The sequence below is a fragment of the Embleya scabrispora DSM 41855 genome (assembly GCF_000372745.1).
Taxonomy (GTDB): domain Bacteria; phylum Actinomycetota; class Actinomycetes; order Streptomycetales; family Streptomycetaceae; genus Embleya; species Embleya scabrispora.
This window is the reverse complement of the sequence record NZ_KB889683.1, coordinates 50,981-77,538: the sequence shown is the minus strand read 5'-3', so window position 1 is coordinate 77,538 and position 26,558 is coordinate 50,981. Positions and strand designations below refer to the sequence as shown.

The window sequence follows — 26,558 nt, the reverse complement described above, 5'->3', positions numbered from 1 at the left end:
ACGTCGGCGCTGCCGTGCCGGGTGCCGCCACCCCTCGCCGCGGCCGCCCGCGGCCGCGTTCTCGAGCGGCTCGACGGGCGGGTCCGGGTGCTCGGCGACACCGCCGTCGACGGGCGGCGTCACCACGACGTCGGGGTCGAACACGCCCAGTCGTACGTCGACCGAGCCGATGCCTGTTTGCGGTGGGGACGGTCGGCGCACGGCGTGAGGTTCATAGCGCCAGCATGGCACCATGATGGCGGCATGTGCAAGCCTGGATGGCGCCGTGGCTGGAGCGGGCTCCGTAATGACCACTCTGACCTGCGGAAACGGCAAGGAGAAGGCTTGAATGATGGTGGCGCCATACGTGCTCATGGGTTTTCGGGAGGCTGAAAATGGCTTCGGATGACATAGGATGGCGCCAGGCAGTACTGCATGGCGCCAAGTGATGCCACGTGATCTCCGCCCGCTTGGGGCGAGGAGCCACGTCGTGCGCAGGTCGGCGGCGACGCGGGTCGGCCGAGCGCTTCGCGCGCTCGCCACTGTGCGCACGCCGTGGCGAACCCTGCGCCGGTCGGGCACTTCGGGTCACCCGGAATTCCGGCCGATTTCCCGGCCGCCGATACCTCCCGGGCGATTCCTCGATGACCGACCGGTTGAAAGATGAACAGGCCGTCGGATGGGGAATGGCGCGAGCGGGCTGTTCCCGACGCCGGTCGATGAGTGGGATCCGAGGGTGGGCTTGGCCCGGGCATCGATCCGGGAATTCTGTCGATCCTGCCACGGACCGGATCCGGATCCTGATCGAGTTCCCGGACCGCATGCCGGCACCCGTTTTCGACCGGGCCCGAGCATACCCTCGCCCGGAATCGGTGAACGGGCGCGGGATAAGGGCGCGTCGGTCGCGAACGCTTTCGCCCTCGGGGAATTCTCGGTGTTTGCGCGAGGAAGGGAAGGCGGGCCCGCCCGGGAATTCGCGCCGGACCTCGAACCGGGCGGACGAGCCGTCGGCTCCGGTGCCACCGGAGGGTGTCCCGTCGACGGGACTCGGCCTCGACGAGCCGCCCGCCCGCCCGCATCGGGGCCGATCAGCCGCGCAGTTCGAGCGTGCAGCACTTGGCGTTGCCGCCGGCCTTGAGCAACTCGGTCAGGTCGATCCCGATCGGGACGTAGCCGCGCTCGCGCAGCCGCGGCCCGACGAGTTCGACCGCTCGCTCCGGCAGCAGCACGTGTCGGCCGTCGGAGAGCGCGTTGAGCCCGAACGCGGCGGCGGTGGCCTCGTCCGCCAGGATCGCATCGGGAAAGCGCTCGGCCAGTCGACACCTGCTGTCGGGGGAGAACGCCTGCGGGTAGTACATGACCTCGTCGGGACCGAGCACCGAGAGCGCGGTGTCCAGGTGGTAGAACCTGGGGTCGACCAGCGTCAGGCTGAGCACCGGGATGCCGAAGAACTCCCGTGCCTCGTGGTGCGCGCGCACGTCGCTGCGGAAGCCGCAGCCGGCCAGGAGCTCGCCGCCCACGTAGAGGAAGTCGCCCTCGCCCTCGTTGAAGCTCTCGGCCTGACGCACCTCGGACCACCCGCCGGCACGGAACCAGTCGAGGTAGGCGCGCGACTCGTCGGCGCGCTGGCCGTGACGAAACCGTGCGACGAGCACCTTGCCGTCCACGACGGTCGCACCGTTGGCGGCGAACACCATGTCGGGAAGACCGGGCACCGGTTCGATCAACGCCACGTCGTGCCCGAGCGCCACGTAGGCGTCGTGCAGCCCCTTCCACTGGGCCAGCCCGGTGTCCGCCGAGGTGGGCACGCTCGGGTCCATCCACGGATTGATCGAATAGGTGACGTCGAAGTAGGTCGGCCGGCACATCAGGAAACGCCGCGGCCGAGCGGTGCGGTTGTCGTTCGAGGTCTGTTCGATGTTTGTCTGGGTCACCTTGATTCCCTTGTTCTCCGTGATTGTGTCCGGGGCGAAATCAATGCCGATGCGAAACGGTGAGTTCGACCGGATGGAAACACGACGTGTGCCCGATGCGGGGCATGCCGGAAAAGAGCGGGATCGCCGCGGGCCGAAGCTAGCACGAGGTGCGGGTCGCACTCGTCCCGTTGACGGGACAACCGTGGTCGATGGATATCCACGATTTCGCCGAGGTCGATTCGGGTAATTCCACCGGGCGATATGCCATGCGTGCTCCCGGGAGCCGTCGCCTGTCGAGCACGGCGAATGGAACTCGCGCCGTATCTCGCGCCGTATGTCGACAAACCGAAGCGCGAACCTTCGGCGGTCCGGGCGAGGCGGAGGGCCGGCGGCCCGCGCACGGGCCGAGCGCTCCCGCGGCGCCGCCGATGTGCGCGGGCCGGCCGATGTCGCCCGAGGTACCGGTGGCTGCCGTCGACAAGATCACCCGGGAACCGGGGTGGCTCACCCGCGCGCTGTCCACCGCCGCGGACGGCGAGGGTCCGGCCCGACTGGCGCCGCACCCGGCCGGCCGGATCCGATCGTTCGACGGGCGCGATCCACACCCGAACGGACCGCCCGGAAAAGCGTTCGAGTGGACGAAGTCATTCCGGATACGACCCGCTTGTGAATGTGCGATGACGCTTACCCGGCGGGGCCGTTAGGAAGGCGTCAAGACGACCGGATCCCCGAGCCGCAGCAGGAACGTACCTCTATAGTGACCGCCCCGCGAACCGGGTCGGTCCGTTCGCCATAGCCGCGCGTCGAGACAATCCGGTTGGGCGAATCCTTTTTGGCCGGATACGGAATGAGGAGATCGACTACCGAGCACGTGCGGTCGGTATCTCTCCGAAACAACCGGCGGTCGGTTCCTTGATTTCCGGGAGTTGCTGGGATCTACTCGGGTTGGCCGTCGAAGAGAACCCACATTGAATGTGGATCTTCAGGTGCCGGCAGGGCGTGACGCCGGTAGCCGCAACGCCAACGGGGATCTGTGAAGAGGCGAACGGGGCGAGTCGTTGATGCACGCATTCGTACACATGTCGACCATTTCCGACCGCGCGGTCTCGAAGATCGCGCGGCACGGTCGTACGCAGGTGGAGCCCGGGCCGTCGACCAACCGGCCGGTAGCGATCGAAGGGCGGCAGTCGTGCCCGATCGCGCCGGTGGGGTCGGCGGTCGGCTGAATGCATATCGGATATGTCTGATATACCGCCCGAGGCGGACTCCCCGTGGCAACGAGCTGCGCAAGAGCGGCAACCTGCGCAACGACGTGCACTCACATGGAGGCATGGTGGCGAATCAAACCAGAAGTCATGAAATCGGGAGAGAGGCACAGCTCCACTCGGGCCCCGGGGGCGTTCCCCGACCCCGAAGAGCTGTCGGGGACCATCCGCATCACGGCCGGTTGCTCACGACAAAAGTGGGTTTGCAAATACCTGCCGATATGACCTTCGAGGACTGGGAGCAGGCCGGCCGCAAACTATCTGGAATACTGGATTCCTCGTCGTGGTGGCTCGGCGACTGGTTGGTATACGGGAAAGACCACTATACCGACCTGTACCAGCGTGGGATACGCGCGGCTGGGTTAAGCTACCAGACGTTAAGGAATTATGCATGGGTCTCACGGCGTTTCGAGTTCAATCGCCGGCGATCGGCACTGAGTTTCCAACATCATGCGGAGTTGGCCTCGCTGCCCGTCGCTGAACAGGAACTGTGGCTGGACCGCGCCGAAGAGATGAGCTGGACCACCAAGCAGTTGCGCAACGCCATCCGCGACGTCCGGGCGGCGGCGGAAGGGCAGGATGCCCGGCAGGCCGAGGCGACCCGTCGCCTCGCGGTGCCGGGTGATCGTATCCAGTGGTGGCACAAGGCCGCGGAGCAATCGGGGATCGACTTCGAGCAGTGGGTGCTCGCGACGCTGGACAACGCCGCCGAGCGGGTTCTGGAGGACGTCGAGGTGCCGGCGGCCGTCGGCGCCTGAGGGCGGCCGATCGAGGTAACACGGGGTGATCGAGGCAGGCGAACCGCCCGGGGCGGCTCGACGGGCCACGATCCCGGGGGCCCGTGCTCGCGAGCGCGGGCCCCTTCGGCGCTTCAGGAGTGCCAATGGATTACCACGGATCGACCGAGCCGGCCGGAAGCCGCCCCGTTCGCGATACCGGGTGGGAACAATAATCCGGAACTCGCCTTTCGGTAATCCGATGCCGTGACGACCACGCGCACTACGGACGCACCGGAGGAGCCAACGCCTCGGTGCGCCGGCACGAGTGAGTCGGCGGCCCGGTCGGAGCGTTGTCCTGTCGGCGGGACGGCGTATGCCACCGTATTAAGGGCCGAGCCCTTGAAAGGTTTACTCGGCCCCTCTACGTTGAAGTTGCGGTGCCCTCCCGGCGCGATATCGAATGTCTTTCTCCTGGACGGCCGGTCGAGAGATACGGGAGCATGGGCACGTCGGACGGTGTTTATCGTGAATCCCCGACCAGGGTCCTCCATGTGCTTTCCGTGACCGACCCGTCGAAGATACGGAAGTCCCTGTCGCCGCCACGCTAGCGGGAGAGTTTTCTATGGGCACTTTTGCACGCGAGATCTACGACGTGGTGGGCATCGGTTTCGGCCCGTCCAATCTGTCGCTGGCCATTGCGTTGGACGAATACGGATCCGAGGGCCCGGGCCGCCGATCGCAGCCGTCGGCGATGTTCTTCGAGCGGCAGCCCTCGTTCGGATGGCATCGCAATATGCTGTTGCCCGCGACGACCATGCAGATTTCCTTCATGAAGGACCTGGCCACGTTTCGCAATCCGGTGTCGCGATTCGGCTTCGTATCGTATCTGCACGCGTCGGGCCGGCTGACGCGGTTCGTCAACAACCAGGACTTCTTTCCGACCCGCCAGGAATTCCACCAGTACCTGGAATGGGCGGCGGCCGGCTTCACCGACCGGGTCCGCTACGGCACCGAGGTCACCGGGATCCGGTTGCCGGCGGCGACCGAGGCGGCGGCCGAGGCGTACGTGGAACTGGAGGTCCGCAGCGGCTCCGCGACCCGGGTGGTGTTCGCGCGCAACGTGGCCATCTCCACCGGCCTGGTGCCGCGCATGCCCGAGGGCGTGCAGCGCGACGAACGTGTCTGGCACAGCTCGGAGTTCCTGGACAAGTACGGCCGGATGAACCCGTCCGAACTGAAGACCGTGGCGGTGGTCGGCGCGGGCCAGAGCGCGGCCGAGATCACCCGCTACTTCCACGACGAACTGCCGCACGCGCAGGTCTATTCGATCATCCCGTCCTACGGCTACTGCGTGGCCGACGACACTCCCTTCGCGAACCAGGTCTTCGACCCGGGCGCGGTGGACACCTACTACTTCGGCACGGATCGTTCCCGAGAGGCGTTCTGGCGCTACCACCGCAACACCAACTACTCGGTGGTCGACGACGAGGTGATCCGGGACCTGTACCGGCGCTCGTACGACGAAGAGGTGCGCGGCCTCGGCCGGTTGCACTTCCTCAACCTGACCCGGGTCGCCCGGGTCAAGCGGGCCGGTGACGAGACGCGGGTGTCACTGCTGTCGTCGACCGACGAGACGCCGGAACTGGACGTGGACGCGATCGTGTTCGCCACCGGGTACGACGCGATGGAGCCGACCGCGCTGCTCGGCGACCTCGACCGGTACTGCCTGCGTGACGAGATGGGCCGGCATCGGGTCGCCCGCGACTACCGGTTGCTCACCACTCCCGAGGTGGGCTGCGGCATCTACCTTCAGGGCGGCACCGAGCACACCCACGGCCTGACCTCGTCGCTGTTGTCGAACCTGGCCGTCCGCAGCGGCGAGATCGCCGAATCCATCATCGGCCGGCGTGCCGAGCCGGCGGCCGAACCGCCGCTTCGCCGGGTGGTCGCCGCCGAGACCGGGTGATCCCCTCCACTCGGGGCCCACGGCCCGTCGGCACCCCCGACGGGCCGTACCCGAGTCCGCGGGCCGACGGTCAGTGCTTGATGCCGACCGCGCCGTAACCCCAGACGTTCTCGACCGTGTCCAGCGGGTGTTCCGGCTCCGCGTCCGGGTTCCAGTGGGTACGCAGACCCGGGTCGACCAGGTCGAAGCCGGCGAACATCGACAGGATCTCGTCGTGGCCGCGCATGGTCATCTCGGCGGAGGCGTTCTTCCATCCGTCGGCGCCCTTGCGGCCCTGGTGCGGGTTGGCGTCGAAGGACGCGTGCGAGAGCAGCAGCATGCTGCCCGCCGGCAGCGCCTCGCGGAGTCGGGCGACGATCTCGTGCGGCTTCTCGTCGTCCCGGATGAAGTGCAGTATCGCGACGAGCATCAGCGCGACGGGCTCGCCGAAGTCGATCACCTCCAGCACCTCGGGCGCGGACAGGATGTCCTCGGGGGAGCGCAGATCGGCCTGGGTGAAGGTGGTTCGGCCGGGTCCGGCGTCCGTCATCAGTGCCCGCCCGTGCACCAACACGATCGGATCGTTGTCCACGTACGCCACCCGGGCGTCCGGGGCGATCTCGTGTGCCACCTCGTGCGTGTTGCCCGAGGTGGGGATGCCGGTGCCGATGTCCAGGAACTGGCGGATGCCCCGGCGCGCGGCGTAGCGCACGGCGCGGCGCAGGAAGAGCCGATTGAGCTGGAGGGTGACCGGCAGGTCGGGGATGGCGGCGACGATGGCGTCGGCCGTCGCGCGGTCGACCGCGAAGTTGTTCTTGCCGCCCAGCAGATAGTCGTAGATCCGGGCGGTGTGCGGAATGCTCGTGTCGATCCGGGCGGGCAGCCGGCTTTCGACCTCGTCGAGGCGAGGCAACCGCCAGGCCTTCTCGTTGCCCTCTCCCGCGTCCCCCGCCGGTATGGATGTCACGTTCGCAAGCCTCCGCACAACCGATTCCCTACGTTCGCCGAGCGTACTGCGGGCATTCGCGGTTTGAGTTCGCGCCGAGGGGGCTGTCGAGGAATCGGTACACACCCGAAGTCGCCGGGCAACCAACCGGATCGCGCCGGTGGGTGGGTCGGTGCCGGCGGTCGGCCCCCGTGGCGCGGACCGCCGGCGAGTGCCCGAGGAACTACTCGGGCGCGCCTTCGTCGACCCAGCGGGCGAACGCGTCCACCCGGTCGGCCGGCCAGGCGCCGTCACATGGCATGCTGCCCTGGCGCAGGCGGGCCAGGATCGCCTCGGCATGCGCGCTGACGTCGGCGTGCGACCACAGGTCGAACATGAAACTCATCGACTTGCGGTCCATCTCCCGGAACAGCGGCTTGATGTGCTCGGCGAAACCGATCGCCTCGTCCGCGACCGGCAACGGCATGTCCGTCGTTTCCTCGTCCGGTGGCGGGGCAAGGGCGGACACCCGGGCGCCGGGGGTGGCGCCGCAGACCCACCACCAGCGGGGTACCGGCATGTGGGCCGGCGGCCGGGCGCCGGGCTGCGAGTTCTCCACCGCGATCCGCGAGCCCCACTCGACGTAGCCGGCGAACGCGGCACGGAACTCGGCGTCGGTGGGCAGGCCCGCGTCGTCGGCGGCGAGGCTGATCAACTGGGCCCAGCGGGCCCGCCATTCCTCCTTGAGCGCCTTGCCGGCGTGCTCGCCGACCATGTGGTCGTAGCCGCCGTAGCGCTCGGAGTACAGCTTGGGTCCGCCGAACGTCTCGACCAGCCAGGCCGCCACCCGCTCCGGGTGATCGGGTGCCATCCGGGCGAACAGCGGTGCCAACAGCGGGTCTTGCGGGACGTACTTGTCGTAGAAGATGTGCGTCATCCGGGTCAGCGCGGGCAGTCCGCCGGCCCATTCGTAGAGCGTGGGCTCGGCGGAGAGCGGCGGATCGGCGAAGGTGACGTACCAGTGCATGCCGCTACAGAACGGCTTGTTCCGCGAATGGCCGCACCGGCACAGGCTGTAGTGCTCGGTCGGCGCGCCCGGACCGCGCGGCTCCGGCTCGCCGTCGGCGCCCACCAGCGGGATCCCGCCGGTCACCCGGTAGGGGCCGTCCAGCGACACCTCGATCGCCGGTTCGCGCTGCTGCGGCGGTGGTTGCCGTCCGTCGAGCAGATAGTCCAGGGCTCCGGACGGACAGGCACGCACGGTCCGGACGATCTCGTCCATCCGGCCGCCGGACGGCGCCACGAACGGCTCTTCCTTCTGCCGGAAGACCGCGGACAGCCGGTCGGTGCACAGGCCCGAGTGTGCGCACAGGCCGCGGTTGTCGGTCACCACGACCGGGTCGCCGGGATGGCTGTGCCGTTCGTCCGGCACCCGGGCGGGATCCTTGGCGCCGCTGAAGCCGATCCGGGCGTGGCTGCCGTCGCACAGCGGCTTGGTGGCGGACTCGCCGCACCGGCACAGCGCGGTCTGCGGCAACACCGGGATCGGCTCGCCGAGCCGATCGGTGACGTGGGTCGCGTTGGTGACCAGGTACGGGCCGTTGGGAGCGACCTGGATGCGGGTGGGCAACTCGGCCTGGATCGCCGCGAATTCGGCGACCAGCGCGGCCCGGCTCGGGTCGTCCTCGGCGAACAGCCAGGCCAGGTGTTGCAGGGCCGCCGCGGCCTCGGGCAGGGTCGGCGGCGGTTCGCCGGCGACCTCGGTGCGCAACCGGGTGAGGTCCGCGGCGAGTTCACGGACTGTGGTCGCCGGATCCCGATCGGCACCGGTGGAGTCGGCCGGCTCCGGGCCCTCGGGGTCGCCGCCGAGCGCGACCAGCGCCTCGGTCAACGGTCGGATCACCGTGTCGCGCAGCGGCTCGGCCGCGTCCGCGTCGGTCATCCGGCCGGTCAGTTCGTGGTCGAGAACGCGGGCCCGGGTCAGCAGCGTCCGCAGGCGGACCTCGATCGGCGCGCCGGTCATGACGTGCAACCGGTGGGTCGGCTCGACGCGATGATGGGACGGTTGAACACGATGGTCACGCTCGCTACCCCTGTCTCGGTGCGGTGCTGATTCAATACAATACAGGAGTGTATTGAAATGGAAAGTGGCAGTCGCGGTTCCGGTCGCGCCCGGGACAGTGCGATCGACGCCCGGATCCTGGCCGTGGCGGGGCGCCATCTGGCCCGGGACGGGTACGCCGCGATGTCGCTGGCGGCGGTCGCGCAGGAGGCGGGCACCACCCGACAGGCGCTGTACCGCCGCTGGCCCGGCAAGGCCGAACTCGCCGCGGCGGTGGTCGCCGCGCTGGACGAGGAGGAGCCCGGCGACCTGGCCGCGGACAATCCGTTCACCACGCTGGTGGCCGAACTGACCGACTTCCAGCGCGGCGTTTCCAAGCCCGGCCGACTCTCGCTCGTCGGCACGATGCTCCAGGACACCACCGACCCGGACCTGCGCGCCCGCTACCGGTCGCGGGTGATCGCCCCGCGCCGGGCCCGCCTGCTGGCCGCGCTGGAGGCGGCCCGCAGCCAGGGCCTCCTCGCCCCCGACGCCGACCTGGAGATCGCCCTGACGATGTGCACCGGCGCCTGGTACGGCCGCGAACTCGCGGGCGCCCCGATCCCGGTGAACTGGCCGTACCGCACCGCGTCGCTGATCTGGCGCGCCCTCGGCGGCACGATCCCGCCCGGGACACCGCCGCCGGCCCCCACTCCGGGACCGACGGCGGATCCGAGGTGACCCGTATCCGGCCGCCTTCAGCCGCGTCGGCGCACGCGGTGCCGATGCCGGCGGGAACGACCGGCGAGCAGGATCGCCACCGGGATCGCCACCGCGAGTAGGACCCAGGCCCAACGGTCGAGATGCAGCGCCCAGCCGAGGAGCACCGCCGCGATCGCGAGCAGCACGGGCCGGCGGCCGAGCCGGCAGCCACCGGACCGCAGCCGAGGGAAGGCGCGCTCACCGTGTCCGTCGTTCTCGTGGCGGCCGCCTCGCGGACCCGCTTCGCGCCGGCCGGCCCGCCGGTGTTCCGCCGGCCGGCCATGCCACCGGTGCCGTTCGTGCCGCTTCGACCACGTGCGTTCGCCCGGTCGAGCGTCGACCCCGTCGGCCGTTGCCGGTACCGCCAGTCCCGCCGTCGCGCGATCCAGCGCCGCCGCCGAGTCGGCGGTGAATACGGCCGACAACCGGCGATCCAGGTCCTCGATCTCCAGCGTGCCCACCGCGTAGTGCTCGGCGAGCAGTGCCGCCGCCGCGTCCCGCTCGACCTCGCGCACCGGTTCCGGGGAAAGGGACCCGAGCGGCCCCATCGCGGGCTGCGCGGCCCCGGTCATCGATGTGCTCCGGACGGGTCGGCTGCCGCTGCGGCGGCCGCAGGCGGAGGGCTCGTCGGGTCGATCGCGGGCCGCCCGGGCGGCGGGGTCTCGGCCGATACGCCGTGCTCCTCTTCGCGTGGCCGGCGCGGCAGCAGGAACGCGGTGAGCAGGACGAGTGCGAGCGCGGCCACGACCACCCACAGGGTCTGTTCCAGCGCGTGGGTGTAGGCGCCGGCCCGCCGCGGGCCGTGCGATCCGGCGGCGGCGTCGAAGAACAGGGTGCCCAGGACCGCGACGCCCAGCGTGGCGCCGAGTTGCTGGTTGGCGTTCAGTACGCCGGACGCGGAGCCGGTCTCGTGCTCGTCGACGCTCGCCAGCGCGATGTCGAAGAACGGGGCGAGCACCAGGCCCATGCCAATCCCCGCGACCAGCAGGGCCGGCGCGAGTTGCCCGGCGTCGGCGTCGGCGCCCACCTGATGCAGCGTCAAGGACAGGCCGGCCACGCCCGCGGCCATCACCACGGCGCCCGCGTGCAGCACGGCGCGGCCGAACCGGGGCACCAGCACCGCACCTGCGGCCACCGCGCCGAACACCACGCCCAGCGCGATCGGGGCGCTCGCCAGGCCGGCGTGGATGGCCGACCAACCCAGGCCGATCTGGAGGAACAGGCCGAACACCAGGATCAGTCCGTTCATCGCGGCGAAGAACACCAGGCCGACCAGCAGGCTGCCGGTGAACGCGCGCTTGGCGAGCAGGCTCGGTACCACCAGCGGTGATCCGCCCGCCCGGGCGATCCGCCGCTGCCACCACGCGAAGGCCGCCAGGACCGGCAGGGCGCCCGCCATCGAGGCGAACGTCCAAGCGGGCCAGCCCGATTCGCGCCCTTGGACCAGCGGATACACCAGCAGCAGCACGGCGGCCGAGACCAGCACCATGCCGATCGGGTCCAGCCCGGGGCGCCGCTCCGCCCGCGATTCGGGCACGTAGCGCAGCGCGCCGAGGATGGCCAGGACGCCCAGAGGCACGTTGATCAGGAAGATCGCCCGCCACCCGGTGCCCGCGGGGTCCGCCTCGATCAGCGCGCCGGCCACGATCGGGCCGCCCACCGAGGCCAGCGCCATCACCGGGCCGAACAGGCCGAAAGCCTTGCCGCGTTCGGCCGGCGCGAAGACCGACACCACCACGGAGTACGTCTGCGGGATGGTCAGCGCGGCGAACAGGCCCTGCACCGCGCGCGCGGCGATCAGCAGTCCGATCGACGGCGCGCCCGCGCACAACGCGGAGGTCGCGGTGAAGCCGCCGAGTCCGATCAAGAACATTCGACGGCGGCCGACGATGTCGCCGAGCCGACCGCCGGTGATCAGGCCCACGGCGAAGCTCAGCGTGTACGCGGCGGCGATCCACTGCAGGCCGGTCGAACCGCCGCCCAGATCCGCTCGCACCGAGGGAGCGGCCACGCCGACCACGGTCGAGTCGAGCAGGTCCATCGTCTCGGCCAGCAGAACCACGGCGAGCGCCGCCCACCGCCGGGGATGGGCGGCTGCCGGGGACGAGGGCCGGTCCGGGGCCGGCGGTGCCACCGGCGGGGGTGTGTTGGCGTTCATGTCTCTCCTTGACGAATGATGTTCGTACTACCGAATCATGTTCGGTGTAACGATCGCTGTTCGTTCCAGGAGTCAGTGTTCGGGTCAACTACGCTGTTCGCAACCCTCGATCGAAACAGGACGGCAACAGATGGCGAGAACGTCGCGGACCGGGCCTCGAGCAACCCCCGGCCAACCGGCCGCGGACGCGGGCGCCGACGTCCCGGACCTGCCCACGCCGCCGTGGCGCCGCGGCCGGGCGAAGCCGGTGCGCCCACCGCTGAGTCGGGCGTCGATCGTGCGGGCGGCGCTGGCCGTACTGGACGAGGGCGGGCTCGAAGCGGTGAGCATGCGCCGGGTCGCCGACGAGCTGCACACCGGACCGGCGTCGTTGTACGTCCACGTGTCGAGCAAGGAGGAACTGCTCGAACTCGTGCTGGACCACGTGCTCGGCGACGTGGTGATCCCGGCGCCGGACCCCGAGCGCTGGCAGGCCCAGCTCAAGGAGGTGGTGCTGGGCTTCCGGGCGGTGCTGGCCGCGCACAACGACCTGGGCCGGGCGGTGCTGGCGGCGATCCCCTCCGGGCCCAACGCGCTACGGATCAGTGAGGGGTTGCTGGCCGTCATGCGCGGCGGCGGTGTCCCCGAGCAGGCCAGCGCCTGGGTCCTCGACGTGCTTCAGCTCTACATCTCGGCCGACGTCTACGAGGCCGCGCTGCACCTGTCCCGGTCCGAGCACGGTGAGGACCCGATGGCGATGGCCCAGGCATATCTCGGCGAGGTCATCGAGGCGCTGCCGCAGGAGCGATTCCCGACCCTGATCGCACTGAAGCCGCACATGACCAGCGGCGGCCGGATGGCACGGGTCGAATTCGGCCTGGACATCTTCATCCGCGGACTGGCCGACATCCGCCAACCGTGACCCGACCGCCGCCGCGCCGCCGCCTCAACGCTCGCCGGCGTACAGGTCGTCAGGCGTGCGGGGCCTCCATGGCCGGGCGCAGCCGCGCCAGCAGGCCGAACAGCGCGAGGCGTTCGTCGGTGGTGAGCGCGTCGAGCGCGGCGCGCGTGGTCTTCATCTCGCTGCGGATGCGCCGGATCGTGGCGTGGCCCTCTTCGGTGGCCACCACGTTCTTGACCCGGCGGTCGTTGGGGTTGGGCTCGCGGCGGACCAGGCCACGCGATTCGAGCCGGTCCACGATGCCGGTGACGTTCGAGGCGTCGCACACCAGACGGTCGGCGAGCCCGCGCATCGGCAACGGGCGGCGGAGCAGCGAGAGCGTCTTGGCCTGCACCGAGGTGAGGCCGTGCCGGCTGACCACGGCGGCGAAATCGTGGAAGTACGCCGTGCCCACGGCGGCCATGGCGTCCATGATCTCGGCCGTGCTCGGGTTGGTGGGGTCGACGTCGGTGCCCGCGGCGCTGCTCATGGATCCAAGTTAACGCAAAAAGGTTGAGGACTTCAACCTTTGAACTTGACGTAGCAATTTCCGAGTGTCTACGGTCGGATCCGACGTATTGCTTGAAGACTTCAACCATCGAGGCTGCCAAGCTTTGCCTCGGTCTCCCGAAGTCCCCCACCGAAGTCCCTTTCGAAGTCCCCTCCAAGGAAGAGCACCCCGTGAGCCCCACCCCGCCCGGCAAGGGCACCGGCACCGGCACCGTTTCCGCCACCGCCGACAAGCGACGATCCGGTGCCCCGCTGATCCTCGCCCTGGGTCTGGCCGCCATGGTCGTCGCGATGGCGCAGACCCAGGTCATCCCGATCCTCGGGCTGCTCCAGCAGGAGCTGGGCACCACACCCGCGGGCGTCGGCTGGGTGACCACCGCGACCCTGCTGTCCGCGGCGGTGTTCACCCCGCTGCTCGGCCGCTTCGGCGACCAGCACGGCAAGAAGCCGACGCTGATCGGCGTACTGATCGTGATGATCGCCGGCTCCGTGCTGGCGGCGGTCACGTCCTCGCTGCCGCTGCTGATCCTGGGTCGGGTGCTCCAGGGCGCGGCGACCGCGATCTTCCCGCTCGCCTTGTCGATCATTCGCGAGGAACTGCCGGTGGAGAAGCTGCCCGGCGCGATGTCGCTGATCAGCGGCACGCTCGCGTTCGGCAGCGGCCTCTCGCTGGTGGCCACCGGGCTGCTCACCCGCGGCGACGACCCGAACTACCACCTGGTCTTCTGGTTCTCCGCGATCCTGTCCGCCGTCGCCCTGCTCGCGGTGATTCTGCGGGTGCCGGCCAGTCGCGCCAAGGCGGGAGGCCGGATCGACCTGCTCGGCGCGGCCACCCTCGGCGTGTTCCTGGTACTCCTGCTCCTGGGCATCTCGCAGGGCCACGAATGGGGCTGGGCGTCCGGCCGGACCATCGGCGCCTTCGTCGGCGCCGTACTGATGGCGGGTGTGTGGGTCCGGGTCGAGCGCCGGGTCGCCGACCCGCTGGTGGACCTGCGGATGTTCGTACACCGCCCGGTCCTGCTGACCAACCTGGCCGGCCTGTTCGTCGGCTTCGCCGCCTTCAGCCAGTTCATCGGCATCTCCTACCTGGTCCAGATGCCGGAGCGGGCGGCCGGCTACGGATTCACCGCGTCGGTGCTGCGGGCCTCGGTCGAATACCTGCTCCCGGGCGCGCTGATCTCGCTGCTCGCGGCCCCGCTGGGCGGTCTTCTGGTAGGCAGGATCGGCGCCCGGGTGACCCTGGCGATCGGCTCGGTGGTGGGTATCGCCGGCTTCGCGTGGCTCGCCTTCGGCCACGGCGCGTCCGCGTCGGTGATCCTCGCGGGCATGCTCACCGGCATCGCGATCTCCTTCGGGTACGCGGCGATGCCCGCGCTCATCGTGGCCAACGTGCCGCACCACCAGACCGGCATCGCGAACGGCATCAACTCCATCTCGCGCAGCGTCGGCAGCTCGATCGCCAGCGCCGTGATCACCTCCCTGCTCGCCTCCAAGTCGGTCGAGGGCCTGCCCGCCGGCCTCCCGCCGATCCCCGCCGAGAGCCAGTTCACGCTGAGCTTCGTGATCGCCGGTGTGATGCTGCTTCTGGTCGTCGGGGTGGCGTTGCTGGGCCTCAAGCGGGTACCCGCCAGGGCCGAATCCGTGGCCGTTTCCGTGCCGCCGGCCCGACAGTCCGTGGACGCCTGACGGACGAACCGCCGCATCGACCGCCGCACCGACGCCCCGACCACCGCCACCGTCGAGAAAGGCCACATTGATGACCCCCACCACCAGCCGCGAATGGCACATCCTGGCCCGCCCCAAGGGCTGGCCGAAGGAGGAGGACTTCGCCCTGCGCGAGGTCGAGATCCCGGAGCTCGCCGACGGGCAGATGCTGATCCGCAACCTGTTCCTGTCGGTCGACCCCGCGATGCGCGGCCGGATGAACGACGTCAAGTCGTACACCCCGCCGTTCGAGCTGAATCAGGCCATGGAGGGTGGCGCGGTCGGCCGGGTCGTCGCGTCCAGGGCGACCGGCTTCGAGGTCGGCGACACGGTGCAGCACTGGCTCGGCTGGCGCGAGTACTCGGTGGTCGAGGGCAAGGGCGCCGGGGCGGTCAAGGTGGACTCCGACCTCGCGCCGCTGTCCGCGTACCTGGGCGTCCTGGGCATGCCGGGCTTGACCGCGTGGGCGGGCCTGCTCGACGTCGCCTCCTTCCGGCCGGGTGACGCGGTGTTCGTCTCCGGCGCGGCCGGCGCGGTGGGCAGCCAGGTCGGCCAGATCGCCCGGCTCAAGGGCGCCTCGCGCGTGGTGGGCAGCGCCGGTTCGGCGGAGAAGGTCGCGCTGCTCGTGGACGAGTACGGCTTCGACGCCGCGTTCAACTACAAGGACGGACCGGTCGCCGAGCAGCTCGGCAAGGCCGCGCCCGACGGCATCGACGTGTACTTCGACAACGTGGGCGGCGAGCACCTGGAGGCCGCGATCGGCGCACTGCACACACACGGGCGGGTCGCGATGTGCGGCGCGATCGCGCAGTACAACGCCACCGAGCCGACCCCCGCGCCGCGCAATCTGGCGCTGTCGATCGGCAAGCGGCTGCGGCTGCAAGGCTTCATCGTGATCGACCACTTCGGCAGGCGCGACGAGTTCCTCGCCGAGGTGGGCGGTTGGCTGCGCGAGGGCAGCCTCAAGTACCGCGAGACGGTGGTCGAGGGGATCGAGAACAACCTCGAAGCACTCCTGGGCATGCTGCGCGGGGAGAACACCGGGAAGATGGTCGTCGCCCTGCCGGAGTGAGCCGGCGAGCGGGTCCGGACCGGCCGAAGGGCCGCGCGTGGGGGTGGACGCGCGGCCCTTCGGGGCCTTTCGGGATGAGCAACCCGGCTCGGGGGAGCGGGGGTTCGAGTCAGCCGAGGAACAGGTAGTCGGCCTGGTAGGGCACTTCGGCGGTGGGCCGGCCTGCCGGGTCGCACGTGCCCGCCGGCGCCACCCCGCCCCGCGTGTTCAGCCGCAACACCTGAGTGCTCGCGGAGAGCAGCAGATCCGGCTTGCCGGTCTGGGTCGCGTTCAGCACCAACTCGGGGATGTTGCCCTCGCCGTTGGGCAGTTTGCTCGCCACCGCACCGGTCACCGAGCTGCCGTCCGGAGCGATCCACTGCGGCGGCCCGGCCGTCGGGTTCACGAACGTGTGCTTGAGATCGCCCTGGAGCTTCGCGGCCACGTCGAGCTGGGTGAACGCGGTGACGCCGTCCTTGGTCGTGCACTGGTATATCTGCTTGCCCGCGACCACCGACAGGTTCAACGCCGGCGACTTCGGGGTGACCTTCCGCTCCAGTTGCCCGCGCACCGCGCCGCCCGGGAACTCGCCCGTGTGCAGGTTGGTGTAGTAGTTCGCGGGTGTCGCGTTGATCCGCTCGACCACGGCCGGGTCGATCCCCTCCACGGTGCCGGCCAGACCGGTCACCGACTGCGGCAGCCCGCCCTTCGCGTCGAACAGCGGCGCGACCACGTCGCCGTTGCTGCCCGCCGCCGCCTTGTGCAGGTGGCCCACTGTGGGCGGGGCCACGCCGGTCCAACTGAACGACCAGTCGATGCAGTTGCCCCACGGGCGTACCGAGGTGTCGGCGCGGCCGTCCGGGTCGCCGGTCTTCTTGCCCTCGGCGTTTTGCACCTCCTGCTTGCCCGTCGCCTCGGCGGGCAGCGTGCCGTTCTTGAGCACGCTGTTCACGTCGGCCGGGCGGGCGAGCTTGACCAACTGGCCGCGGACCGCGCCGCCGGGGAACTCGCCGGTGTGCACGTTGAAGTACAGGCTCGCCGGGTCGGCCTTGATCTTCTCCAGCAGCGCGGCGTCGGTGACCTTGACGCTTCCGGTGACCGCGTTCGCGGTGCCGGGCAGCGCCGATGCGAAGAACGGCACCTTCACCTCGCCGTTCGTGCCCTTGCCGCCCAGGTGCAGATGGGCCGCGGTCGGCGCACCGATGCCCTCCCAGCGGATCCCGAAGGACACCTGGTCGCCCTTGATCCGGACCAGCGCGGTGCCCTTGCCGTCCTTGTCACCGACCGCCGCGTTGCCGCCCGGGACCTCGTTGGCACCGGACAGGCCCGCGGCGAAGAAGGTCTCCTCGCCGGTCGCGGGTGCGGCCGCGCCGGTGGTGGTCCGGTCGGACGCGGGGGCGGTTGTGCCGTGCTCGGTGCCGTGTTCGCCGCCGGGCGAGCCGGGGTCGTTGGCGCCCTTGGCCACACCGGCCGAATCGGCTTTGCCGGCACCGGACTCGGTGTCCGAGGACGAGCAACCGGTGACGGCGAACGCGAGGCCGGCGGCGAGGGCGATGGTGGGCAGCGTGTACTTGCGTGCGGGCATGACGTGTCTCCCCGAGGACATGGGTCGGTGGATTTCGCGTGAGTGGATCGGCCGGGCCTCGTCCGCGTCGGTGGCGCGGGGGTGCTGGGCCCAACTTCCGGGTGACCCCCTGCGGTGCTGATCGGCAACTCGGCCGTGCTGTTCGGGAGTCGGCAGGTGGAGCGGCGGCCGGGTGGGCGGCCGCCGGCGCTCGGGTCGATCAGTAGCCGGAACCGCCGCTGCCGGTCGAGGGCTTGTCGGTCTGCGGCGCCGTGCTCGTGGCCGCCCCGGCCTTCTTGCCGTCGGGCGTCACCGCGAACCAAGTGCCGTTCACGCCTTGGCCCTTGGTGTCGCCGGGCTTGGCGTCGGCCGCGAACCGGTACACCGGCCAACCGCCGATGGTGACCTGGGTGCTGCCGTCGCTGCGGGTGACGCTGCCGACCGCGGACTGGTCGACACCGTCGAGGGTCACACCGCCCGTGGTGGTGACCGCGGGCCACTTCGCGGCGCAGTCGCCGTCGCAGTTGGACTTGGACGGCTTGGCGGTGTCCTTGTCGAAGCGGTACAGGGTGAAACCGGAGCCGTCGGCGACGATCGCGCCGAGCTTGGCGTCGGTGCCCGCCTTCAACACGGCCTTGCCCGCCGTGCCGTTCGCGCTCTGCCCGGGAGCGGCGGGCGTGCCGGGTGTGTTCTGCGCGGGCTGGGACTGCTGCGCGGAGGGCTGTGTCGTGGTGCCGGCGGCCTTGCCGTCGTCCTTCGAGTCGCTGCCACAGGCGGACAGGCCCAGACCGAGCGCGCCGGCGATGGCGACGGCGGCGATGCCGCGGGTGCTGAAAACAGACATGGTGAACCCCCGGGGGATGATCGTCGGATGTATCGAACGGCGGTACGGGAGGCGGATTTCGGTATCCGTTCCCGAGTCGACCGGTTCGCGTGCCGGTCGTTGCGCGTCGACATCCAGCAGTACGGGGGAGGGGTCGAAGAGGGTTCAACGCCGCCGAAAGTTTTTTTCGAGCAACCCCGCCCGAACCCGAACCGGCCCCGGCGAGAACCTCCGCCGGGGCCGGAACGCGCAGGTGGGCGGCCTACCAGGCGGCCGGCGCGTAGTCCTTGAGGAAGCAGCCGTACAGGTCCTCGCCGGCCTCGCCGCGCACGATCGGGTCGTAGACCCGCGCCGCGCCGTCGACCAGGTCGAGCGGCGCGTGGAAGCCCTCGTCGGCGAGTCGCATCTTCTGCGGGTGCGGGCGCTCGTCGGTGATCCAGCCGGTGTCCACGGCCGTCATCAGGATGCCGTCGGAGAGCATCTCCTCGGCGCTGGTGCGGGTCAGCATGTTCAGTGCGGCCTTGGCCATGTTGGTGTGCGGGTGACCCGGCCCCTTGTAGCCGCGGCTGAACTGGCCCTCCATCGCGGACACGTTGACCACGTACTTGCGTCGGGCCTTGGCCGCGGCCATCGCCGGACGCAGCCGGCTGACCAGGACGAACGGCGCGGTCACGTTGCACAGTTGGACCTCGAGCAATTCGACCGGGTCCACCTCGTGCACCCGCTGCGTCCAACTGTTCACCGGGTCCAGGTCGGGCACCAGGCCGCCCGCGTCGATCGCGGTGCCGGTTTCGATCCGGGCCGGCGAGGCCGATCCGCTGGTCAGCGCGAGGGCGGTGAGCGCCTGCGGGGTCAGCGCCTGGTCCTCGGTGCGGGACTGGCCGGGCAGCAGCACGTGGCCGCTGCCGCCGATGTGGCCGAACGAGACCATCTCCGGCAACTCGCCGGCCGGGAGCGGCGCGGCCTCGGCGGCGGCCAGCGCCGCGTACGCCTGCGGAGTCCGGCGGACCGTCTGCGCGGCGTTGTTGATCAGGATGTCCAACGGCCCGGCCTCGGCCACCGAGTCGGCCAGGGCGACCACCTGGGCCGGGTCGCGCAGGTCTATCCCGGCGATCTTGAGCCGGTGCAGCCAGTCCGCGCTGTCCGGCATCGCGGCGAACCGGCGGATCGCGTCGTTGGGGAAGCGGGTGGTGATCGTGGTGTGCGCGCCGTCGCGGAGCAGGCGCAGCGCGATGTACATGCCGATCTTGGCCCGGCCGCCGGTGAGCAGGGCGCGGCGTCCGGTCAGGTCGGTGCGCTGGTCGCGGCGGGCCCGGTTCTCGGCGGCGCACTCGGGACACAGCTGGTGGTAGAACGCGTCCACCTCGCGGTAACGCTTCTTGCAGATGTAGCAGGCCCGGGCGCGTTCGAGCACGCCGGCGATCTCGGTCGTGGTGACCGTGGTCAGTGCGATGCCCAGCGTCTCGTCGTCGATCCGCCCCGGCGCGCCGGTCGCGGTGGCGGCGGTGACCGCCTCGTCGTTGGCGATCACCCGGTCCCGACGCTCCTTGCGGCGGCGCTCCTTGACGCTCTTGTAGATGCCGGCCGTGGCCCGCCGGATCCGCACCGCGTCCGGGTGCTCGACGTCCAGGCCCTCGACCTCGGCGAGCACGCTCAGGCACAGCTCCATACGCGCGGGGTCGACCCCCTCCGCCACGCCCGTGTCCGCCTGAATATCGCTACTCGCTGTCATCGCCGTTGCCGTTTCCTGTGTTCGCCGCCACCACAAAACCCCGGCGAAACTCTACGTCGTGCCGGGACCTGGACCAATTCCCGCGCTCGGCGGGCCGGGCGGGCCGGCGTCCGGTCACCGCGCATCACGCGCCGCCACGGCGTCGGTGCGGTCGGCGTTCTCGACGGCCCGCCGCCGAGCGGGGCGGACCGCGTCGGTCGCGCCCCCGGCCCCCCCGTGCGGGCCGGGAGCGCGACGTTCTCGGGTCGGGCCCACTCAGGTGCGAGACCAGCCGTAGGTGCGCTCGACGGTGATCCGGATGACGACGCGGCGTTCCGCGGCCATCACGGCGCGGTACTCGGTCCAGTCCGGGTGTTCGCCGACGATCCGGCGGTACACCTCGACCAGTTCGTCGGCCGCCGGGTCGTCGGCGGAGCGGCATTCGGCGCCGATCTCGGCGTGGCCCTCGGCGACCAGGTAGCCGGCGTAGTCGGGGGCGGTGACCAGGAAGCTCGCGCGCGGGTCGCGGGCGAGGTTGCGGGTCTTGGCGCGGTCCGCGGTGGCCGAGATCCGAATCAACCGGCGGTCCGGCTCCCACAGGTAGGAGACCGGGGAGAGTTGGGGGCGGCCGTCCCGCTTGAGGGTGGTGAGGACGCCGCGTCGGTCGGTGCCGAGGAGTTCCGTGTCCATGGTCGGTGGCTCGTTTCCGATACGGGCCCCAGCGTCAGCCGGGGCAGGAACCAGTGGGCCAGCGGCCCGATGGTGAGGGTGAACACGACGGTGCCTACGCCGACCGTCCCGCCCAGCAGCACGCCGGCCACCAGGACGCTCGCCTCGATCACGGTGCGGCCCAGGCGGATCGAGTGGCCGCGGGCGGCCCAGCCGGTCATCAGCCCGTCGCGTGGGCCCGGGCCCAGGCCGGCGCCGATGTACAACCCGGTGGCGATCGCGGTCACCACGATCGCCGCGGCCAGCAGCCCCGCCCGCAGAGCCGGGTTCTCCGGCGCCGGCAGCAGCCACAGCAGCGCGTCCACCACCAGGCCGACCACCACGACGTTGGCGATCGTGCCGATCCCGGGTCGTTGCCGCAGCGGGATCCACAGCAGCAGCACCAGGACGGCGGTGCCGATCACGATCCGCCCGAACGGCAGCCCGGTCCGCTCCGCGACGCCTTCGTGCAGCACGTTCCAGGCATCCAGGCCCAGTCGCGCCCGCACCATCAGCGCGATGCCGAGCCCGAACATGGCCAGGCCGAGGAACAGCCGGATCAGCCGATTCGGCAGGCGATCGAGCGTGCTCACGCGGCACCGGCCTTCCTGGCCACCCCGTCGGCACGGACGTCGGGCAGGACGTCGGGCCGCAGGGAGTAGTTGATGTGTCATGTAGATCGTCCCGGGCAAGTACATGACATGTCAAGTAGCTGCTAGATTGGTAGCCATGGCCCGTATCGAGGAGACGCCCTGGCTCGACCCGGGGCAGCAGCGCGCGTGGCGGGGATATCGTCGATTGCGGCTGCTCGTGGACACCCGGGTGGCCCGTGATCTGGCCGTCGACTCGGGCCTGTCCGATCCCGACTACGACGTGCTGTCCGAACTCTCCGAGGCGAGCGGGCACCGGCGCAGACTGGGCGAGTTGGCCGAGCGCATGTTGTGGTCGCAGAGCCGGATGTCGCATCACGTCAAGCGCATGCAGCAGCGTGGCCTGGTCCGCCGCGAGGAGTGCGCGCGGGACGGGCGCGGCGCCGAGATCGTGCTGACCGGCGAGGGGTTGCGGGTGATCGAGGAGGCCGCGCCGCACCACGTCGCCTCGGTCCGACGGAACCTGATCGACCTGCTCACCGCCGAACAGATCGCGATGCTGGAGCAGATCGCGGACACCGTGGTCGAGCGCGTCGAACCGCGTCCCTGATCCGATTCCGGCCGCCCGCCGATCGTCCACCCGTCGGCACCGCCGCACGACGCGAGCCGCCCACGACCTCGGTCGTGGGCGGCTCGTGGAAGACGACCCCGCCCGGGGTGCCTTTCGGTGGGACCGCGTGCCGCCCGGCGCTCCCGGCGGGCGCGTGCGAAGCCCGTCAGGCGCCCTGCGCGTAGCCCTTGGCGACGTGCTCGAGCCACCACGGCGGCGCGGCGTTCATCAGCGTGCCGAAGTCCCAGTAGTCGTGCCAGCGCACGATCTTCCCGTCCCGGAACTCGTGGACGGACACGAACGGCAGGACCACCTGCTCGCCGCTCTCCCAGTGCCACTCCTCGGCGTGTTCGGTGACCACCAGGTCGCCTTCCGCGACGGTGCTCCGGTGGTGATGGATGTAGCCGGTGAGCATCTCCAGCCCCAGCCGCAGCCGGGCCTCCACGGCGGCCGGCCCGGTCGCGCCGGGACCGGGCGCGGCGACGTCCGTGTAGTGGCCGTCGGCGGCGAAGTAGCCCGCGACTTTGCCGAAGTCGCGGGCGTACAGGTCCTGCCAGAACTGTTCGATCAGCCGCTTGTTCGCGGTCGCGTCACTCATGGCGCGCACCCTACGCACGCACACCGAAACTAAACAGAGGCAAGCTTCTCGATGGCGTGCCGACCCGGGTCCGCGACGCCGCCGTCACCTCGCGGGCGCGGCACCGGGTCGGCTTCGATCCAGCAGCAACGCCGTGAGCAACGGCGCGTCGGGCCAGGCCGGACGCACATTGCCGAGCACCCGATAGCCCCACCGTTCGTAGAGCGCGAGGACCTTCGGGTGGGTCGGATCCACCAGCAGGGTCACCCGCCGCTCGGTACGGGCCGCCACCAGCGTGTCGTGAATGGTGCGGGCCGCGCCCGAACCGCGCCACGGTTCGCGGACCATCAACTCGTTGAGCGCGAACGTGCGCCGGCCGTCCTCCTCGATGTCCACCGCGGGCACCGGCTCGGTCAGCCCGATCCACCATCGGGCTCCGGCCTGGAGGGTGTAGCCGAACGCGTAGCCCACCGGGACGTCCCGGCTCCAGCCCACGACGCACTCGAAGCCCGGCGCGGCGGCGTATCCGGCCAACCGCTCCGCGAAGCTGCGCACCGAGTGGAAGGGGCGGTCCAGGTCCGCCGCGTATACCTCGGCATAGATGTCGAGCAGCACCTGCCGAATCTCGTCGAGGTCGCCGCCTCGGTGATGGGTCCGCTCGATGTCGGTTGCCACGCTTCCTCCAGACAGAGGTCATCGCCCCCCGCAGCGGGCCTTCCCCGCGCCGCGCACGCCCACGCTCCGCCGCCCTGATGAGCCGTCAACGACCTTGCCCGGAACGGAGATACTCGACGCGGACCGGGTTCGCGTGATCCCCTGCCGGTATGGCTGACCCCCTCCACGAACGCGACCTCGCCCGGCTCGCCCTCGACCTGGTGGCCAAGGCCGCCGGGCCCTACCTGGAGGCGCTTCCCGAGCTGCCGGTCCGGGAGCCGGCCGCCGACGTGCTCTTCGACCGGTTGGGCGGTCCGCTGCCCGAGCGTGGCGACGGCACGCTGGCCGCCGTCGAGGAACTGCTCGACGTCGGCACCCGAGCCGCGATGCAGTCCTCGGGTCCGCGGTTCTTCCACTTCGTCGTCGGCGGCGCCACGCCCGCCGCGCAGGCCGGCGACTGGATCACCGCGCTGCTGGACCAGCCGGCCGGCCTGTGGGCCGCGTCGCCCCTCGCGACCGAGACCGAGACGGTGGTGCTCGGCTGGCTCAAGGACCTGTTCGGGCTGCCCGACGCGTACGGCGGCGTGCTCACCCCCAGCGCCACCTTCGCCAATCTCACCGCGCTCACCTGCGCCCGCCACTGGTGGGCCGCGCGGCACGGCGTCGACGTGAGCGCCGACGGGCTCGCCGGACTGCCGACCATGCCGGTGCTGGCGAGCGGTTACGTACATCCCAGCAATCGCAAGGCGTTGCAGATCCTGGGCTGCGGGCGGGACACGCTGCGGGTGTGCGCGCGCGACGACGCGGGCCGGGTGGACATCGACGCGATGGAGCGGGCGCTGATCGAGATCGACGGACCCGCGGTGCTCATCGCCACCGCGGGCGGGGTCGACACCGGCGACTTCGACCCGATCGACGCGCTCGCCGACCTGGCCCGGCGCTACGGCGCGTGGCTGCATGTGGACGGTGCGTTCGGCCTGTTCGCCGGGGTCTCGCCGCGGCTGCGGCACCTGGTCCGGGGCGTCGAACGGGCGCACTCGGTCGCCTCCGACGGGCACAAGTGGCTCAACGTGCCCTACGAGAGCGGCTTCGCCTTCGTGCGCGACGCCGAGCTGATGGGCAGGGCATTCGGCGCGTGGAACGCCCCGTACCTGCCCGGCGCCGGCGACACGCACCTCAACTACGCCTCGCTCGGCCCCGAATCCTCGCGCCGAGCACGGGCGTTGCCGATCTGGGCCACGCTGCGCGCGTACGGCAGGGCCGGATACCGGGCGATGATCGAGCGGCACAACGACCTGGCGAACCACCTCGGCGCGCTGGCCGAGGAGGCCCCCGATCTGGAACTGCTGGCGCCGGTACGGCTGTGTGTGGTGTGCCTGCGCTACCGCCCCGACGCCGTGCTCGGCGAGGCCGAACTCGACGAGCTGAACCGCCGGCTCGGCGCCGAACTCAACGAGGACGGCCGGGTGTACGCCGGCACCACCGTGTACGAGGGCCGGGTCGCACTGCGCCCGGCGATCGTGAACTGGCGGACCACCGCGGCGGACGTCGAACTGTTCGCGCACGTGGTCCGGGAGATCGGCGCACGGGTGGCCGCGGAGCTGCGCGCGGGTGCGCCGGCGGGCACCGAGGAGCCCGACTCGGGTGCGGGCGCCGTCGAATAACTTTGCGATCGCACCGCGTGAACCCCGCCTTCCGGGGCAGACGTCCGAGCGGAGGTGGTTCACGATGATTCCGCTGCTTGTAGTGCTTTTGCTCGCTTTGATCCTGTTCGGTGCAGGATTCGCCCTCAAGGCTCTCTGGTGGATAGCCGTCGTCGTACTGGTGCTCTGGGCCCTCGGGTTCGTCTTCCGCAGCGCCGGCGCGGGTGGTCGTCGCGGGCGTTGGTACCGCTGGTAGCCGACGCGTCGCCGAACCACCGGAGACGGGGCCCGTCCATGCGACGGGCCCCGTCGCCGCGCCCGGAGGTCGGCGCGCGGCGGGCCGAATCGGTCCCGACGCGATGTCGAAACGATTTTGTGCAGGGGTCTGGACGGTGGAACGGTAGGAGTACTTTGGGGAGACCGAGGGCACCTCGTATGCCGTCAACCATGGCGGCGTCGTCTGCGGCGATCCGGACATCCGCGCACCAGACCGACCAGAGGATTCGAACCCATGTACTCACAGCACTCGATCGCGGGACACCGCCGAAGCGCTCGACCGGAGACCACGGTCGAGATGACCTACGGTCTGGCCTGCACGATGTGCGGCCGCGACCTGCGGGCCGCAGCGGACCGACCCGCGCACGACGCGGTGCCGGTCGGACACGTGGAGGGTCGGCAGACCTTCGCCTGCCGAGGGGTGTGCGCACGGTTCGCGAGCGGTTCGGCGGACGGCATCGCCGAGGAGCCGGTGCCCTTGGACGAGCGGATGGCGGCCTTCCCGAACGAGTGAGGTCCGCGAGAGGCCGCCCGGCGATCGGTCGACCCCATGTCGACCCCATGCATCGAAACACGGCGTCGGGGGACCCTCTCGGTATGCCGGACCGTATCGCCACGACAGTCGACGGACGTTCGCTGACCCTCACCCACCTCGACAAGGTGTGGTGGCCTCGAACCGGATACACCAAGGGCCGGGCGCTGGACTACTACGCCAGGATCGCCCCGGTCCTGCTCCCACACGTCACCGGACGCCCGGCCACATTCGTCCGCTATCCGGACGGCGTGGACGGCGGCAGCCGCTTCTACAACAAACACGTGCCGCCCGGTGCGCCCGACTGGGTGCGCACCATCGAGGTGGCCGGCCGGGACGAGAGCCGCGATCAGGTCGACGTCGACTCACTGGCCGCCCTGATGTGGGCGGCCAACCTGGCCGCGATCGAGATCCATGTGCCGCAGTGGGGCGCCGACCCGGACCGCCACGATCGGCTCGTCCTGGACCTGGACCCCGGTCCGGGCGCGGGTATGCCCGAGTGTCGCCGGGTCGCGCTGCTGGCCCGCGACCTGCTGGCGGCGGACGGGCTGACCTGTGTGGCGAAGACCTCGGGCAGCAAGGGGCTGCATCTGTACGCGGCCCTGGAGCCGACATCGGAGGCGGCGGTCGGCGGGTACGCCAAGGCGCTCGCGATGCGCCTGGAGCGGGAGCACCCGGAACTGGTCGTGCACCGGATGGCCAAGAACCTGCGCGCCGACCACGTATTCGTGGACTGGAGCCAGAACGCGAGCGCGAAGACCACCGCCGCGCCGTACACGCTGCGAGCCCAGCCCGAGCCGACCGTGTCGGCACCGGTGACCTGGGCCGAGATCGAGTCGGACGCGGACCTGGTGTTCGGCCCGGCGCAGGTGCTGGAGCGGGTGGCCCGGGACGGCGACGGGTTCGCGCCGCTGCTGGCCGCCGAGACTACCGGGCGGTTGCCGTAGGACGCTTCGGGCGCCGGGTTCACCGGGCT

24 protein-coding genes are annotated in these 26,558 nt (G+C 70.8%); 11 read left to right on the top strand and 13 right to left on the bottom strand.

What is annotated here, in order from left to right:
* Positions 1–1,067 precede the first annotated feature (1,067 nt).
* Positions 1,068–1,913 (bottom strand): dimethylargininase, encoded by an 846-nt coding sequence (gene ddaH, locus A3IC_RS0130860; protein WP_020553946.1) that lies wholly within the window; start codon positions 1,911–1,913, stop codon positions 1,068–1,070.
* A 1,312-nt stretch (positions 1,914–3,225) separates the two neighbouring features.
* On the opposite strand from ddaH, the gene A3IC_RS0130845 reads away from it, so the two are divergent.
* Both A3IC_RS0130845 and A3IC_RS0130840 read left to right on the top strand, forming a co-directional pair.
* On the top strand, positions 3,226–3,918 hold the full coding sequence (locus A3IC_RS0130845; protein WP_169400947.1) for an LmbU family transcriptional regulator: 693 nt from the start codon (positions 3,226–3,228) through the stop codon (positions 3,916–3,918).
* A gap of 583 nt (positions 3,919–4,501) precedes the next feature.
* Positions 4,502–5,845 carry a lysine N(6)-hydroxylase/L-ornithine N(5)-oxygenase family protein gene (locus A3IC_RS0130840; RefSeq protein WP_020553942.1) on the top strand — a complete coding sequence of 448 codons (1,344 nt, stop codon included), beginning with the start codon at positions 4,502–4,504 and terminating at the stop codon, positions 5,843–5,845.
* Positions 5,846–5,915: 70 nt separating this feature from the next.
* On the opposite strand, the gene A3IC_RS65480 is transcribed toward A3IC_RS0130840, so the two are convergent.
* Together A3IC_RS65480 and A3IC_RS0130830 are read right to left on the bottom strand one after the other, a co-directional pair.
* Positions 5,916–6,791: an SAM-dependent methyltransferase gene (locus tag A3IC_RS65480; protein ID WP_020553941.1), complete on the bottom strand. Its 876-nt coding sequence runs from the start codon at positions 6,789–6,791 to the stop codon at positions 5,916–5,918.
* Between the two features lie 202 nt (positions 6,792–6,993).
* Positions 6,994–8,772, bottom strand: a complete 1,779-nt coding sequence (locus A3IC_RS0130830; RefSeq protein WP_020553940.1) for a CDGSH iron-sulfur domain-containing protein — start codon at positions 8,770–8,772, stop codon at positions 6,994–6,996.
* A 117-nt stretch (positions 8,773–8,889) separates the two neighbouring features.
* Here A3IC_RS0130830 and A3IC_RS0130825 point away from each other — a divergent pair, with 117 nt between their 5' ends.
* The gene (locus A3IC_RS0130825; RefSeq protein WP_020553939.1) at positions 8,890–9,531 is read left to right on the top strand and encodes a TetR/AcrR family transcriptional regulator; all 642 of its coding nucleotides are present in this window, start codon (positions 8,890–8,892) and stop codon (positions 9,529–9,531) included.
* A 17-nt stretch (positions 9,532–9,548) separates the two neighbouring features.
* Here A3IC_RS0130825 and A3IC_RS0130820 read toward each other — a convergent pair whose 3' ends face one another.
* Positions 9,549–10,124, bottom strand: coding sequence for a DUF1707 SHOCT-like domain-containing protein (locus tag A3IC_RS0130820; RefSeq protein ID WP_158696155.1), 576 nt, complete (start codon positions 10,122–10,124; stop codon positions 9,549–9,551).
* Positions 10,121–11,710: an MFS transporter gene (locus tag A3IC_RS57435; RefSeq protein WP_020553937.1), complete on the bottom strand. Its 1,590-nt coding sequence runs from the start codon at positions 11,708–11,710 to the stop codon at positions 10,121–10,123. The genes A3IC_RS0130820 and A3IC_RS57435 overlap by 4 nt, the downstream gene beginning before the upstream one ends.
* 130 nt (positions 11,711–11,840) lie before the next feature.
* Between A3IC_RS57435 and A3IC_RS0130810 the strand changes: the two genes are divergently transcribed.
* Positions 11,841–12,611 carry a TetR/AcrR family transcriptional regulator gene (locus A3IC_RS0130810; RefSeq protein WP_020553936.1) on the top strand — a complete coding sequence of 257 codons (771 nt, stop codon included), beginning with the start codon at positions 11,841–11,843 and terminating at the stop codon, positions 12,609–12,611.
* A gap of 49 nt (positions 12,612–12,660) precedes the next feature.
* Here the strand turns inward: A3IC_RS0130810 and A3IC_RS0130805 are convergent, their stop codons facing one another.
* On the bottom strand, positions 12,661–13,119 hold the full coding sequence (locus A3IC_RS0130805; RefSeq protein ID WP_020553935.1) for a MarR family winged helix-turn-helix transcriptional regulator: 459 nt from the start codon (positions 13,117–13,119) through the stop codon (positions 12,661–12,663).
* A 191-nt stretch (positions 13,120–13,310) separates the two neighbouring features.
* Here A3IC_RS0130805 and A3IC_RS0130800 point away from each other — a divergent pair, with 191 nt between their 5' ends.
* Both A3IC_RS0130800 and A3IC_RS0130795 read left to right on the top strand, forming a co-directional pair.
* Positions 13,311–14,825 carry an MFS transporter gene (locus A3IC_RS0130800; protein ID WP_020553934.1) on the top strand — a complete coding sequence of 505 codons (1,515 nt, stop codon included), beginning with the start codon at positions 13,311–13,313 and terminating at the stop codon, positions 14,823–14,825.
* A gap of 70 nt (positions 14,826–14,895) precedes the next feature.
* Complete coding sequence (locus A3IC_RS0130795; RefSeq protein ID WP_020553933.1) at positions 14,896–15,915, top strand: NADP-dependent oxidoreductase; 1,020 nt, start codon at positions 14,896–14,898, stop codon at positions 15,913–15,915.
* Between the two features lie 109 nt (positions 15,916–16,024).
* On the opposite strand, the gene A3IC_RS62860 is transcribed toward A3IC_RS0130795, so the two are convergent.
* From A3IC_RS62860 to yczE, 5 genes are all read right to left on the bottom strand, one after another.
* The gene (locus A3IC_RS62860) at positions 16,025–17,479 is read right to left on the bottom strand and encodes a CHRD domain-containing protein (RefSeq protein WP_020553932.1); all 1,455 of its coding nucleotides are present in this window, start codon (positions 17,477–17,479) and stop codon (positions 16,025–16,027) included.
* Positions 17,480–17,678: 199 nt separating this feature from the next.
* Positions 17,679–18,302: a hypothetical protein gene (locus tag A3IC_RS62855; protein WP_020553931.1), complete on the bottom strand. Its 624-nt coding sequence runs from the start codon at positions 18,300–18,302 to the stop codon at positions 17,679–17,681.
* 241 nt (positions 18,303–18,543) lie between these two features.
* The gene (locus tag A3IC_RS0130780) at positions 18,544–20,013 is read right to left on the bottom strand and encodes an SDR family NAD(P)-dependent oxidoreductase (RefSeq protein WP_026218935.1); all 1,470 of its coding nucleotides are present in this window, start codon (positions 20,011–20,013) and stop codon (positions 18,544–18,546) included.
* Positions 20,014–20,268: 255 nt separating this feature from the next.
* The gene (locus tag A3IC_RS65475; RefSeq protein WP_026218934.1) at positions 20,269–20,682 is read right to left on the bottom strand and encodes a PPOX class F420-dependent oxidoreductase; all 414 of its coding nucleotides are present in this window, start codon (positions 20,680–20,682) and stop codon (positions 20,269–20,271) included.
* Positions 20,568–21,293, bottom strand: a complete 726-nt coding sequence (yczE, locus tag A3IC_RS0130770) for a membrane protein YczE (RefSeq protein WP_020553928.1) — start codon at positions 21,291–21,293, stop codon at positions 20,568–20,570. Before yczE ends, A3IC_RS65475 begins: the two co-directional genes overlap by 115 nt.
* 136 nt (positions 21,294–21,429) lie before the next feature.
* On the opposite strand from yczE, the gene A3IC_RS0130765 reads away from it, so the two are divergent.
* Positions 21,430–21,900, top strand: a complete 471-nt coding sequence (locus A3IC_RS0130765) for a MarR family transcriptional regulator (RefSeq protein WP_205354566.1) — start codon at positions 21,430–21,432, stop codon at positions 21,898–21,900.
* A gap of 166 nt (positions 21,901–22,066) precedes the next feature.
* On the opposite strand, the gene A3IC_RS0130760 is transcribed toward A3IC_RS0130765, so the two are convergent.
* Positions 22,067–22,498, bottom strand: a complete 432-nt coding sequence (locus A3IC_RS0130760; protein ID WP_020553926.1) for a nuclear transport factor 2 family protein — start codon at positions 22,496–22,498, stop codon at positions 22,067–22,069.
* A gap of 84 nt (positions 22,499–22,582) precedes the next feature.
* The gene (locus tag A3IC_RS57415; protein ID WP_020553925.1) at positions 22,583–23,152 is read right to left on the bottom strand and encodes a GNAT family N-acetyltransferase; all 570 of its coding nucleotides are present in this window, start codon (positions 23,150–23,152) and stop codon (positions 22,583–22,585) included.
* Between the two features lie 149 nt (positions 23,153–23,301).
* On the opposite strand from A3IC_RS57415, the gene A3IC_RS0130750 reads away from it, so the two are divergent.
* From A3IC_RS0130750 to ligD, 4 genes are all read left to right on the top strand, one after another.
* On the top strand, positions 23,302–24,795 hold the full coding sequence (locus tag A3IC_RS0130750) for a pyridoxal phosphate-dependent decarboxylase family protein (protein ID WP_020553924.1): 1,494 nt from the start codon (positions 23,302–23,304) through the stop codon (positions 24,793–24,795).
* Positions 24,796–24,859: 64 nt separating this feature from the next.
* The gene (locus A3IC_RS0130745; protein WP_020553923.1) at positions 24,860–25,030 is read left to right on the top strand and encodes a DUF5670 family protein; all 171 of its coding nucleotides are present in this window, start codon (positions 24,860–24,862) and stop codon (positions 25,028–25,030) included.
* 255 nt (positions 25,031–25,285) lie between these two features.
* Positions 25,286–25,564 (top strand): hypothetical protein, encoded by a 279-nt coding sequence (locus A3IC_RS0130740; protein ID WP_020553922.1) that lies wholly within the window; start codon positions 25,286–25,288, stop codon positions 25,562–25,564.
* 83 nt (positions 25,565–25,647) lie between these two features.
* Positions 25,648–26,529, top strand: coding sequence for a non-homologous end-joining DNA ligase (ligD, locus tag A3IC_RS0130735; RefSeq protein WP_020553921.1), 882 nt, complete (start codon positions 25,648–25,650; stop codon positions 26,527–26,529).
* The last annotated feature ends 29 nt before the right edge of the window (positions 26,530–26,558 follow it).